11 protein-coding genes are annotated in these 12,920 nt (G+C 53.0%); 4 read left to right on the plus strand and 7 right to left on the minus strand.

The window, feature by feature from the left end; translation table 11 throughout:
* Nucleotides 1-174: 174 nt before the first annotated feature.
* Both U5822_RS14290 and U5822_RS14295 read left to right on the plus strand, forming a co-directional pair.
* Complete coding sequence (locus U5822_RS14290) at nucleotides 175-735, plus strand: arsenate reductase/protein-tyrosine-phosphatase family protein (RefSeq protein ID WP_322856283.1); 561 nt, start codon at nucleotides 175-177, stop codon at nucleotides 733-735.
* Nucleotides 728-2,071, plus strand: coding sequence for an O-antigen ligase family protein (locus tag U5822_RS14295; RefSeq protein ID WP_322856284.1), 1,344 nt, complete (start codon nucleotides 728-730; stop codon nucleotides 2,069-2,071). Before U5822_RS14290 ends, U5822_RS14295 begins: the two co-directional genes overlap by 8 nt.
* Before the next feature lie 19 nt (nucleotides 2,072-2,090).
* Here the strand turns inward: U5822_RS14295 and U5822_RS14300 are convergent, their stop codons facing one another.
* From U5822_RS14300 to U5822_RS14330, 7 genes are all read right to left on the minus strand, one after another.
* A complete protein-coding gene (locus U5822_RS14300; RefSeq protein WP_322856285.1) occupies nucleotides 2,091-3,080 on the minus strand; it encodes a glycosyltransferase in 990 nt (329 codons plus the stop codon).
* A 20-nt stretch (nucleotides 3,081-3,100) separates the two neighbouring features.
* Nucleotides 3,101-3,976: a polysaccharide lyase family protein gene (locus U5822_RS14305; protein WP_322856286.1), complete on the minus strand. Its 876-nt coding sequence runs from the start codon at nucleotides 3,974-3,976 to the stop codon at nucleotides 3,101-3,103.
* Nucleotides 3,977-4,407: 431 nt separating this feature from the next.
* Nucleotides 4,408-5,865 carry an oligosaccharide flippase family protein gene (locus U5822_RS14310; RefSeq protein ID WP_322856287.1) on the minus strand — a complete coding sequence of 486 codons (1,458 nt, stop codon included), beginning with the start codon at nucleotides 5,863-5,865 and terminating at the stop codon, nucleotides 4,408-4,410.
* The gene (locus U5822_RS14315) at nucleotides 5,862-7,013 is read right to left on the minus strand and encodes a glycosyltransferase family 4 protein (protein WP_322856937.1); all 1,152 of its coding nucleotides are present in this window, start codon (nucleotides 7,011-7,013) and stop codon (nucleotides 5,862-5,864) included. The genes U5822_RS14310 and U5822_RS14315 overlap by 4 nt, the downstream gene beginning before the upstream one ends.
* Nucleotides 7,014-7,018: 5 nt before the next feature.
* Complete coding sequence (locus U5822_RS14320) at nucleotides 7,019-8,221, minus strand: polysaccharide pyruvyl transferase family protein (protein ID WP_322856288.1); 1,203 nt, start codon at nucleotides 8,219-8,221, stop codon at nucleotides 7,019-7,021.
* 102 nt (nucleotides 8,222-8,323) lie between these two features.
* Nucleotides 8,324-9,427 (minus strand): glycosyltransferase, encoded by a 1,104-nt coding sequence (locus U5822_RS14325; RefSeq protein ID WP_322856289.1) that lies wholly within the window; start codon nucleotides 9,425-9,427, stop codon nucleotides 8,324-8,326.
* Nucleotides 9,424-10,437 carry a polysaccharide deacetylase family protein gene (locus tag U5822_RS14330; protein ID WP_322856290.1) on the minus strand — a complete coding sequence of 338 codons (1,014 nt, stop codon included), beginning with the start codon at nucleotides 10,435-10,437 and terminating at the stop codon, nucleotides 9,424-9,426. The genes U5822_RS14325 and U5822_RS14330 overlap by 4 nt, the downstream gene beginning before the upstream one ends.
* 123 nt (nucleotides 10,438-10,560) lie before the next feature.
* Between U5822_RS14330 and U5822_RS14335 the strand changes: the two genes are divergently transcribed.
* Together U5822_RS14335 and U5822_RS14340 are read left to right on the plus strand one after the other, a co-directional pair.
* Entirely contained in the window at nucleotides 10,561-11,700 is a 1,140-nt protein-coding gene (locus U5822_RS14335; protein WP_322856291.1) for a glycosyltransferase family 2 protein, read from the plus strand.
* Nucleotides 11,679-12,875 carry a DegT/DnrJ/EryC1/StrS family aminotransferase gene (locus tag U5822_RS14340; protein WP_322856292.1) on the plus strand — a complete coding sequence of 399 codons (1,197 nt, stop codon included), beginning with the start codon at nucleotides 11,679-11,681 and terminating at the stop codon, nucleotides 12,873-12,875. The genes U5822_RS14335 and U5822_RS14340 overlap by 22 nt, the downstream gene beginning before the upstream one ends.
* Nucleotides 12,876-12,920 lie beyond the last annotated feature (45 nt).

Here is a 12,920-nt window from a genome sequence, read left to right on the forward strand (position 1 = left end):
GCGTCTATATTATTATCAATAATAGCTGCAAAGACTAACGATGGGGCTACTGAGCGTGTCGCAAATGTTTGGGATTGTGGGCCTGTAATCAGATTAACAGGAACTCAATTTCCGCTCTGGAGTTTAGCGAGGCTGTGGCATGATGGTGGATCAGATTATCGCTTTGGGGCAGTCATGCAGATAAAAGGAGATTATCTGGTGAACCGGTTGGTTTATGAGCGGTTTGGCTCGAAGAACGGGCTGGTGCGATACGTCAAATATTGGCTGTTGTCCCAAGTTGGCGCATATCGACGTTTCTCCGCATACCGTCCGGGGAGCGACCAAAGGGTGGTTTTTGTCTGCAGCGGCAACATCTGTCGCAGTCCATTGGCCGAAGTTTATGCCCGTAGCTTGGGCTGGGAAGCGAAGTCTTGTGGTCTGGACTGTCGCGATGGTTTTCCGGCTGACCCCAGAGCCAGGGAATTCGCGCGAGGGGTTGGGCTTGACCTGGAAGAGCATTCGACCGTCAACGTTACGAGTTTTGAGTTTCAGGCGTCCGATCTGGTGGTTCTGATGGAACCCACCCACATTGCTGCTTTTGAAAGAAAGGTAGGAAAAGGCCACACCCTGGCACTCGCAGGCAGTTACTGTAGGCCTCCTACGCCGTATATTCACGACCCGTTCAACTGCTGCATCGAGTTCTTCCATAGGTGCGAACACCAGATAATGGAAGCGGTGAGGAGGATGTGTGATTAAGCGGCGCAAAGTGGTCGATATCCAGTCTTTCTACAGTCTTCATATCGGCGCCATGTGGCGCTACTTCAAAACTGAAACGTTGGCTTTCTGGGCTATCTCCGCGTATCTGTTTCTCGAATACGTGCGACCCCAGTCAATCTACCCGATGCTTGATTTTCTACCGTGGACTCAATTAGCGGTCCTGGGGGCACTGGTTGGGTGCCTGCAGGATAAAAGTGTTAAGTGGGTATCGTCGCCGATCAATACGGGGTTGATCCTGTTTCTGCTGACCATCCTGCTTTCCAGTGTCCTGGCTTATTGGCCAAGCGAAGCCTTCGGTCGACTCGAAAATTTCTACACCTGGTTCATTATTTACTTTCTAATCATCAACATTGTTAATACCGAAAAGCGCTTTTATATCTTTCTGTGTATCTTTTTCCTGGCAACGTTCAAGCTGTCACTGTCCTTGTCGATCACTTGGGCTAGACGGGGTTTTGCCTTTACCGGCTGGGGACTCAGCGGTCCTCCTGGCTTTTTCCAGAATTCCGGAGAGCTCGCTATCCAGATGTTGGTGTTCTGGCCGCTGGCCTGGGCATTTGCACTTTATCTCAAACCTCACGTGAGTAAGTTCAAGTATTTCATACTGCTCTTGATGCCGATCACTGCCATGATGGTGGTTCTGGGAGCTAGTTCTCGAGGGGCCCAGTTGGCCCTGCTGGTCCAGTTGCTGATCGTAAATGCACGGTCGATATTCAAGCCAAAGGTCTTTGCGTCTTGCCTGGTGGTCATGGGCTTGTTGTGGGCGGCGCTGCCTGATCAACAGAAGAACCGTTTTCAGGTCGCGGGCGATGACAGAACCTCAATCCAGCGGCTGCTCTACTGGGAGCATGGCATTGATATGCTGAATGATCACCCGGTGCTGGGAGTGGGTTTCTTCAATTACATTCCATACTACGAGCGTGCTTATCCCGAAGACATTCTGTACGACGGAGCAGAACTTCCTCACAACATCTTTATTCAAGTCGGCGCAGATCTGGGTTATCCCGCGTTGGCGGTTTATCTGTTTATGATTATCTACTCGGTCCGAAAAACGCGCATGCTTAGAGATTCTCTTGGCAAACAGACCGAGAGAAACTTCTTCACGCATATTCTGACTTATTTAAACCTTTCGATTATTGGGTTTGTTGTGGCGGGACAATTCGTCTCGGTGGTGTACTACCCGTTCATGTGGATTCACTTGGCCATGTTCGTATGCTGTCACAACATCATCAGCACGACGGTGTTAAGCGAACAGCGCACCACCGGTCGGATTGGCCGCGTCAACACAGGCTTGAAAAAAGCATTGCGTCGCGTTTAAGCGTGCGGCGGAAAGGATGTCAGAGCTCAAGGATCCGAGACACAAGGGTCGCCTTTCCCGCGGCTTCTCGTTTTTGAATTTCGGCTTTGAGTTCGCTCGCCTCTGCCTTCAGTGACGCCAGGTTATCGCGCATGGTTTCGATGGCGACTGCAATGTCCTTGCGGCCCGATTTGCTGAAAACGGTGCCGCGGGAAAAGTAACCTCGTTGAACCGCTGTATCAGAGAGAATGATTGGCTTTTCCGCGGCAATGCTCTCATAGGCACCGCAGACCATACAGTCCGTACGCCTGGTCATATCGATACAGAAATCACTTGAAAAAAGGTGCCGGTGAAAGTCCTGCTCGCCCACGAAGCCCAGTAAAAAAACGTTGGTCGGCATTTCAGGGGGGAGCTGGTCGACGATTTTTTTGTAGTTGCCTGAGAAATAAAAGTCGATCGTGTCCGAGAATTGGGTGGTCGCCCCGATGATGTCGAGGAACGGTTCATCGTCACTCCACGATGTTATGCATAAGGCTTTGAGTTTGTTCGCTTTATCCAACCTTTCTGGCTCAGCCACAGCGGGGAAATGCGGAAGAGGATCGGGCAGGACAATCGGGGTTCCCCTCAGCAAAGTCACGTGGTCGGCTAATTCCTGGTTGGTAACAATTACTGCGTCTGCCTGGCGGATAACAAAACGATTTAGCTTTGGGAGCAGACGGCCCGACTTTTCATGCCCGTGGATACCCGCGTTGTGGGCATCGATAATGACCTTGCAACCAGCCAACCGCCCGACGGCAACAGCCAGAACCGCCAGCACTACCGAAGGGTTTTGAGCGAAGAAGTACCGGGGCTTCTTTTCGAAAAGAATCCACAGTGTCCTAATGACACTTTTTGCATAGCGAGTGGCCTTGTGCGAACCATCATAAATGATTTCGAACAAGGGCACGTTGAAAAAGGCGCTCGCAGAGCGGTTCCTCGTCTGTCGCTCCCAGGTAACCCAGACAGCATCATCCGTGATCTTTGCAGCCATAATTTTTCTTGTTTCGCGCTCTATTGAACGTTCAGCTCAGGTGCGGCCGGCCGGCTTTCGGAACCTGATGAGCCACCAGTGCTGGCGCCGCCAACCATGGGATTCCCAAACGAGTCGCGATTCGACGGGGTGTCCGAGGTGACCACGATATCGTCGACATACATGTGCTGTGTTTTCGGAGCGGCTCCGTTCCAGTAGGTAAAGATGTGAGCGCGATCGGAGGTATCCGACGAGTTGTTTAGGGTCTTCGCACCGGTGATTTCTCTCAGCAGTCTCCCGTCCTTCCAGACCCGGACAATGGCGCTTCCGCCTTGAGAGGCCGGCACATTGTCGAATTTGACATACATTTCATAGGTTTCCCAGCGTCCGCGTTGAACCTCGTCGGACGGATCGCCGAATTCGAACCACTGTTGTTGCCCCTCATAGATGAATTTGTGAGGGACGGACGCGGCCTCAGGATTCATGTACCAGTCGTTATAGCCTGAGTTTGAACCGCCGCTGGTTTGGGCGTGTATCCGGAGAAACTTGAGGTGCCCGCCGCCTCCGGTCGAATCGTAATTGAAGCCAGCCGGAAAGTAGGTGTTGACGCTGAACCACACTTCGTCACCTTTGCGGAGCAATTCCGGATAGTTGATGATGCCGCCCCACTCGCCGAATGCCGTAGAACCGCCGGTAACCGTGAGCTTGGCAGCTTGATTACCGGTCAGGACCTGCTCATTCGTAAAGTAGGACCCGCCCGCTGCATCGTCGAAATCTGTGGAAGCGCCACTTTGAGCCTTGGCTCCAATGGATCCGTTTTCGAAAGTGAGGGCTCTAGTCCAGGAATGTGCGGGCAGAGACACTGCTACCAATAGCGATAGCGCAGCAGTTCGAACCAAAACATTGGAGTGTTTCATCTCAACTCTCTCCATGTTAACGGGCTTTGAAAAGGCGGTTCGCTACTGCATGAAGGACCGTCCGAGCATTGGTTGAATTATAGCCGACTGCGCTTTGGGCTGAACAAAAAAAATGCGCTCCTTCTAAACATAAAATTAATACTTATCGTTTTTTTAATCCGGTGGCAGCTTTGGGAATCGTCTAGCGCATAACGGTGAGTTTTATATAACCTAATGATTTCCCAGTGGCGGTCAGCACCATAATGTGGCTCGCGTCGGATGGATGAGCTGAAGCCTTATAATCGATCAATTACCACATCTTAAAAAACGAACGCGATCCATGGCAGTCGAAAACCATAGAGTTGGGCTCCAAGGGGCCTGGAAGCGGTTGACTGACCTGCAGCAGCCCTAGCGGACATCTGGGCCCAAACGAAGTGCTTGCTCGGACCCATCTAGTCTTTTCTGAAGATGGCCAAAAAATGATTTTTAGATCCCGCAATCTCCACACGCTCAAAAAGGGAGAGAACCACCAGTGCTGAGCAGAGGATCGCGATCATTAGCTTGGAAGATAGCGTTGAGGCTGACAGTTCCTGAGCTATCATCAGGTAGTCGATCAACGCCGCCGATGACAGGACCACGCTGGCCACAAACAGCGGTTTCTGGCCAATTTTAAGTGGGTATAGTTTGTTCGCCGCATAAAGGGCGTAGGCATAGTGGCCAATCGAGCCGGCCGCCAAGGCAACCGAGGCACCTACGAAGCCGTAGAGCGGGATCAGTACGAGATAGAAGACAGTAATGACGCCGGCAGCGAAGAGACTGTTTTTGGTAAGCTCGAGCGTTCTGTTTTTGTACATGAAGCTGAAGTTGTTGAATATGGTGAGGCATTGAAATATTCCGGCCAAAACCAGAAAGGGAACAGCGCCAACGGACGGGTGAAATGGCGGGGCCGACATCAACTGAATGATGACCGGTGAGAATGCGTTTACCCAGATTCCGGATATAAAAAGCATGGCAGTTATCATTCGAAATGCCAGGGAATAGGCAGGATAAGGGTTGTCGGTCTTGGCAATGGCAAATCGCTCGGTTTGCCAGTATAGGGAAAATGGCTGCCAGACAAGCACGCCGACGATTGCTCCAAATTTCGCAGCCAACTCGAATAACCCCACATCATCCAGCGATGAAAACACTCGGACGAAATAGCGATTAGATGATCCAATGTAAAGTCCGATCAGTCCTGAAATCCATAACGGCCAACTAAATTTCAGGATATTTACTGCAATTGCCTTGCGGACTGAAAACCCTGTATGGCAGAAAGTGTATATAGTGAGTGCAAGTGCAATGATCACTGAAGATGCGAGGCTGCTTAATGCGAGCCCCATGAGCCCCCATTCCAAGATAACGATGGTTATTATATTAAGGGTTAGCTGAAGAGCCAACTTGGCCATGCTGAAATTAAAAAATGTCCAAGGTCTTTTTATTATGCGCAAATATGTGAGGCTGTATTGCTCTAACGCGTGCGTTAATATCAGAAATGAAAAGATAACAATGTAGATGCTGTATTGGGTGTCTCCAAAAACACCGGCGGATATCGGGGTCGAAAAACTCGCCATCACGAGACAGGCAAAACCACTGAACAGTGAGGTGACGAGAAACGCTGTGGTAACAACCGCATTTTTGCGGTGAACCGAATCTTCCTCGTGGTAAAACTTGGGCACCGCTTGAAACATGTGACCGCCGAGAATGATTTCGAACAGGCTGACCAAAAAAACCAGTAGGCCGATAACGCCGTAATCGGCGGGAGTCAGGTAGCTGGTGTAGATAGGCAGCATCAAGAAGCCAACCAGCTGTCGAGAAATATTGCCGACCGCATAGATGGTCGAGTGCTTCACCATTTGAGCTGTCTGGCTCAAAGTGCAAACTCCGTGGCAAGTTCCAAGGAGTTAAAAATGCTTACGATTCCCTCCGATTGAGACTTTCGGGAGTAGTTTTCAATCACCCGTGCCCGACCCTGTTTTCCCATGTTCGAGAGTAGATTCGAATCGGTCAGCAACAACCGAAGCTTTTGGGCGGCATCGACATGATCTTCAACCGGGAATTTCATTCCGGTGTCTGGGGTAACCGCCTCATTGAGACCAGGTAAATCAGACACGAGCAAAGGAAGTTGCGTGGCCGCCATCTCCAGTGACGACATAGGGAATGAGTCCCAAACCACGGACGCAATCATACCGATCGAACAGCTTTTCAGGAGATCGGGAACGTCCGTCCTGTAACCCCCAAAGGTTATGTGGTTGTTGACCTCAGGCTCCTGCAGGTATTGCTCAAAGAGTTTTTGCTCTCCTGGGCGGTTGCCGAGGATCAGAAAGTGCGCATCCCTGTGCCCAAGCTCCTGGGTAAGCACCTTCGCTGCTTGGAGGATGACGTGGACACCTTTCCGGCGCTCCATATGCCCCGAGAACACGATTATTTTTCGGTTCCTGGGAATATCAAAGCAATCATGAGCATAGAAGCGTTTGGCCTCATCCGGCGCGTAGCGCTCTGTGTCGATACCGGTTTTTACGATCGATGTTTTGGCGTAGGGGATGCCGCGGCCGTTGACGGCCGTGTCGCGCATACCGGCGGATTGAAAGATGTAGTGGTCCGGGCCGTACCGTCGGGCCGAAACCTCAAGCTTTTTCAGCAACAGTTTGAACCCGTTGTTCAGTGAGCTCATGGGGGCGCCCCAATATGACACGAAGGTGCGAATACCACCCCGTCTGAGAGCCTGGTACATGGGGCGTGAAACCGGCTGATCAAAACCCAGAAGGCGCGTAATTCTTTGCGTCCGAACGTACTCCTCCGTCTGCCGCAAGGATGCGGGGTCTGACCAACGGGTATCCAGGTGGAGAACGTTGGTCAGTTCACTCGGCAAGGATGGGGTCATTCCCCGGTCCAGATTTGCGTAGGCGTAATGGATGTTTCTGAAATCGCCGGTGAGGGTTTTGGCCACTTCGAGGAAGGTATGTTCATGGCTTGAGGCTGCATAGCCTGGATTGGACTCACAATGAAACAAAACCAGCATGCCGCTCACGAGCTTTTCACCTCAGTGGTTGAGTTGATCGGCAGTTTGGATTCCGCCCGGGGAAGTCCTGCGATAAGACGGTAGGGACGTTCGCTGTCCTCCTTTGCATCCGTCTGAATACGCCGTGCGGCAGTCACGAATTCCTCGCGAGAGGCGCAGGCCTCCGAAACCAGGGCGTCGAGGTATTTGTCCGCGTCGTCTATGGAAACCACCCTCGGTTTGAGCCCCAGCGCTTCAAAAGCGCCCGTCAGTTTTGCCTGGGTATACTCGTCCACGTAGACGCCCACGGCTGGAATCCCGAGGGACAGCGCAAAGACCAACTGGTGATAGCGCATGGAAACCACAAAGTCACAGTCCCCGGTCAGGGCTTTTAATTCCGATGCAAGCGGGATCGGGTCGACCATATGAAAGCCGTTTTCAGGCCACAGCTGCCGGATTCCATTGGCCAACTTAATATCGCCCTCTGTGCCCCTCGGCGCGTGGTGTGGGATGAAAACGGTCTTTAACTGGCGCTCGCGAATCGTCCTTGCTATGACGGAAGCAACCCGCAGTACGTCCTCGTTATCCATACCGCCGAACCTTCGCATGGCGATGCAGGCGAATGAGCCGCCTTGCTGGCTGATGGATCGCGAGTAATCGCTGTGCCGCCGTTCCAGGAAGCAGGCGTCGTCCAAGGCAAAGTGAACAGGTGCAGAGATTTGGGTATGGGAGAAATTGATATCCCGGACACCGATCCATGTGGCTTTGCCAAGAACTTGATCAACGGCCTTTCGGTGTTCGTGGTCGTACGGTCCGATGGTTTGGCTGACCAAAAAGACTTCCTTTCGGAAAAAGTTGGCGACCCGAAGGAGTCTAAGCCGGGACTCCAGAACGTGAGGCCACACGCTGGTCATGTTGCCACCACCACAAATCAGGACCTTGTCACACTTGAGGACTTGGTAAACGTTGGTAAGAAGGGCCTTGAGATAAGAAAGGGGGTTGCGCCAGAGCAGACTTCGGAAATTCCGATCGGTGACATGGTAAAAGGCGAATGCTCGAATCCCATAGGTGTTGGGAACCTCTGCGGGGTTGGCGCAGCCGAGGATCAGGTTTTCTTTCCCAACCAGTTTCCCCAGTCGCTCAATGGCAACTTCCGCCATCGCTTCGTCGCCCACGTGATAGTCCGGGCCGAGCCCAGTAATGTCCGACAGCATGAGTATTTTTGGCATTTTTGCGCACTCTGAATGTCATAAGTCCGTTTATGATCCGTGTCACTCATAAAACGCTCGACAAGATCAGCAGCGGTGTCGTGGACATCTCATTTCCCAAAGCTACCGCGTATACAGCTCTTCGTATTGTCTGGTGTTGATTTTCAGACTGAACGTCTCGAGGGCGTGCAGTAGTCCTTTTCTGGATTTTTCGCCGAGTTCTGATTCAGCGCCCAGCGCCTTGATTGTCACCTCCGCGTAAGACTCAGGGGTTTGTTCATCGACCAGCCAGCCGCAATCGCCGTCGGCCAGAACTTCCGGTATGCCTCCGACCCGGTGTGCAATCACCGGAGTTTCAATGGCCAGCGCCTCAAGCAAGGTCATCGGCAAACCTTCATGGTCCGATGTCATGAGTAGCGCATCCAACTTTCGAAGTTCATCATAGGCCGGGTCAATAAAACCCTTGAACTCAATTTCCTCCATCATTCCAAGGCTGGCGGATAGCGCACGCATTTCTTGTTCCAAGGGACCCGAGCCTATGATTACACCAGTGCAGGGGAGTCCACGTTGGTTGAGAATTGCGATGGTTCGAATGAACAAATCGATTCTCTTGACGGGCACCAACCTCCCAACGATGCCAATCCGGTATCGCCTGGTACTCAGTGCCTTAGCCCTTGGCCATTGCTGGCGAAGGCCATCCACGTCAACAAAGTTGAATATCTTTTCCACCTTACCCGGGAATTGTGCCCCAAGGGTCGCCTCCAATTGCGAAGACACCGCAACAACTGTCTGTTGGCGAAGCCGTCCCAATAACAAGTCTAGTTGGCGAATGAGCCATTTGTGAGGTCCCTTGAAAGAGATTTCCGTTTCAGGGTTGCCATGGACAGTTCGCAAGGAGCAGGGGACTCCAGCCAGATCCTTGCCGATGATGCCGAGTATGTTTTCCTTGAATCCATGGGTATGGAGCACTTTGGTTCCCTCGCGTCGGCAATGGTTGCGAATGATTGTCACCAGGGTCAGAGGGCCATACCTGGACTCATCCGCTATCTCCACTTTCAGACCAAGGGATCGTAACTTTTGGCTCAGCACTCCTTCGTTGAAGACGACAGCGGTCAACCTAAGCCGGGGGGAGGCCACCAGCGCCATGCATAGATTGAATACCTGGACTTCGGCACCCGCCCAGAGGTCTCCGGAAATGACATGAGTTACCACCGTTGGGGTGCTCACAAGATTCCCCGGCCAATTGTGGCGAAGAGTTTACGGGGCGAGCCGCTGTTGCCATCGTGCAAATTGAAACGTCTTAGATCAAAGGCATCACGGCCTGGAGGATTCCAGCCGGTCTTGGTTGTGCAGGCGGCCTCGTAATGTTCTTTCACCAGTTGTTCTCCGGCCGCCGTGATGTCGCCATTCGGGTAGCAAAAAATGGGAACCGCGCTCCGCTCCAGTCGCCCGAGATCCCTCAGACATCCGACAATTTCATTTCGAAGAGTGAGAGCAGAACCGATCCGATTCAGCCGAAAGTGGTTCTGGGTGTGAGCACCAAATCGCACCAGATCGTTGTGGGCCATCGCTTCGAGTTCAGCGCTGTTCAGGATGTAGCGGACTGGCTCGTCAGTCTCCATTTGGGGGGTGTCTGACAAATAGCCCAGAATGGTTTCATCCTCCAGTGCCTTGAGCCGGTTGATCACCTCATCGGCCTGCGTCAATGTCAGAGGCGCGCGAGGTGAGTATTCAGCAGGAAGGAAGGGGAGAAGCCATCGAAGCTCGGGGGCGGATTCGTCAATGACCCTGGCGGTTACAAACCGCAGAACCTGCTCGGGCCAGAATACCCGATGGGTGTCGAGCAATCCTGTGACCAGAAATACCGTGGCGGGGACATTCTCAGACGCCAGGATTGGGAAAGCGTATTGGTAATTGTCTCGCCAGCCGTCGTCAAAAGTCAGCGCAACCGACAGCTTGGGCAAAGGCTCACCGCGGGTCCGTTTTGATAACCACTCGTTTAAGTGTATCGGGGTCGCACCCACCGACCGCATCAATCGGATGTGGTCCCGCAAGGCTTCCGGGGCGGTAATCATGCCTGGTTGTTCAAAGTGACGGTCGGGGTGTTGATCGGGAAGGATGCGGTGGTAGGTAAGAATGATCAGCGTCGGTCTTGAGGTTAACCTCATCCTGATCCAGCCGTAAACGGCGAGCGCTGCAAGGACGCAGTATTTCAATCCAGATCGTAGGTAAGCCAAGACTATCCCTCCTTGAGAGCAGCCAGTAGTTTTGGCTTTATCGTCCCTGTATAGTCTTAAGTAATGATTCTGCCAGTAGACGGCGGGCTTGTCATTACTGCCGGTTCACAAGGATTGAGAACTATGTTGCTTTTCCTGTTCTGGTTGTCGTTGATTGGCGTTGGATTCAGCTATTTCCTCTATCCCCTCCTGCTTCTGGTCATTCCGAGGCGTCGCAAACACACGATCGACGACACCATTTCACCGCCACCCTGGCCTAAGGTTTCCCTCATCGTAACGGCGTACAACGAAGAATCTCGAATTGGGGAGAAAATTACCAATTGTCTCGCCATAGACTATCCGGATCTGGAAATACTCGTCGCCTCAGATTGCTCTACCGACGCGACTGACACCATCGTGGAACGTTTTCGGAAGCACGGGGTCGTTCTGGCGCGCGCGCAGGAGCGCAAAGGGAAGGAACATGCGCAGTATCAGGCCATCAAGAAAGCGACCGGTGACATTCTCGTGTTTTCGGATGTCGCTACGTCCATCCCCGAAGATGCCTTACGAAAGCTTGTCCGGTATTTTCAGGACCCTGCCGTGGGCGCCGTGTCCAGTGAAGACCGTTTTGTCAGCCGCGACGGCAATCTTGTGGGTGAGGGCGCCTATGTTCGGTATGAAATGTGGCTGCGAGGACTGGAATCGGAGCGTGGGGGAATTGTTGGGCTAAGCGGCTCTTTTTTTGCTGCCCGTAAAGCGGTTTGTGAGGAGCACTGGGATATTTATTCTCCCAGTGATTTTAACACTGCTCTGAATTGCGCAAGGAACGATTTGGTCGCGGTCACTGCCCCCGACGTGCTTGGTTACTACCAGGACGTGAGTGACCCCTCCAAGGAATACCAGAGGAAAATACGAACCGTTATTCGGGGCTTGACCGCCCTGGGGCGCCACGTCGAAGTGCTTAATCCCCTCCGTTTCGGCCTGTTCTCCTTCCAGGTTTTTAGTCATAAGCTGATGCGCTGGGCGGTACCCTGGTTTCAGGTGCTATTGTTGATGACATCGTTGCTGTTGGCTGGACGTGGACCGGTGTATCAGCTGGTGCTGCTGGGTCAGATTGCGGTGTACGGACTGGTTATGCTGGGGTGGGTGTTGCCCGAGGTCAGGAATCGCGCCTGGGTGAAGATTCCGTATTTTTTTGTGCAGGTCAACGTTGCCATTGCACACGCGACGATGAATTACCTTGCCGGTAAGCGGATGACGGTATGGACGCCGTCGAAACGCTGATCAGCGAGCGCAGAATGGCGGTGGGTAAGCTTCGGCCCGTCGGCAGCCGGGTGCCGAAATGTGTCAAACGAATGCACGGGCGCCCGGAATTGGACTGGGACACGCGATACCACACCGAGTGTTCGGCGTCCGGAACTGACGCCCTGTCTATGGCAGTGGCGGTCTCAATGGCTGGGCGTCCGGCCGACTCCACGCCTGAGGTGCTATTACCTGCATACGGTTGCCCCGATCTCGTTGCCGCCATCATTGCCCAAGGCGCCAAGCCGATTCTGGTGGATCTGGTGCCTGACTCACCGTACATGGACCTGGAACACGCGGAACGGGCTATCACCCCAGCCACCGTTGCGCTGATAGGGGTTGGTCTGCTCGGGGTTCCAGAGCGTTTGGACCGACTCTCCGAGCTTTGCCGTCGCAAGGGGCTGTTCCTGATCGAGGACTCGGCGCAATGCTTTCCACCGGCTTCAACTGAGGGGGGGTGGGCTGATTTCATCGTCTTGAGCTTCGGCCGGGGTAAGCCCATCAATCTGATGGGAGGTGGGGCATTGTTGGTACGCCGGGATCTGCTAGATCGGGCGCAGCCCGTGCTTGAAAACTTCCCGATTATTGGCTTTGGATCCGGCCTAAAGTGGGCATTCAGGCGCTGGTTGTTCAATTTTTTGCTGCACCGAATACCTTATCGTGTCCTGGAAAAGTTGCCAGGCCTGAAGCTCGGTGAGACCAGATTTAGGTCGCTTCAACAGACTCAGAGACTGGCGTTGCCACAAGAAGTGCTGTCCTCGGGCGTTGCACATTTCAGTTGTCGCCCGCCGACTCATTCTGGCTATGTTTCGGAGCTGGTGGAATTATCAAAATTTGGCTGGAGAAGCCTCGACGGAACAACTAGCCCAAGCGGTGCCAATCGATTGCCCAGGAATCGTTTTGGGCTGCTGGCACCGTCGGGCCATTTGAGAGATTTGGTTGAATACGCTCTCAATGATGCCGGGATTGGCGCCAGTGGGTTTTATCGACAGATTCTTCCGGAGATAGACGGGCTCGAAGCGCTTTTCAGTAACACGGACTACCCGAATGCACGCAACTTCGCTGACAGGTTGCTAACTCTGCCAAGTCATGAAGACGTCACTGAAGCTGATGTGACCCGTATCAACAAGATCCTACGGGCCCTCAGCCAGGAATAAAATTGCATACACGCAGGTACCCGATATGCCTCTTCGGGTGTTTAA

Origin of the sequence: Marinobacter qingdaonensis, from assembly GCF_034555935.1 — a bacterium.
Taxonomy (GTDB): Bacteria; Pseudomonadota; Gammaproteobacteria; order Pseudomonadales; family Oleiphilaceae; genus Marinobacter; species Marinobacter qingdaonensis.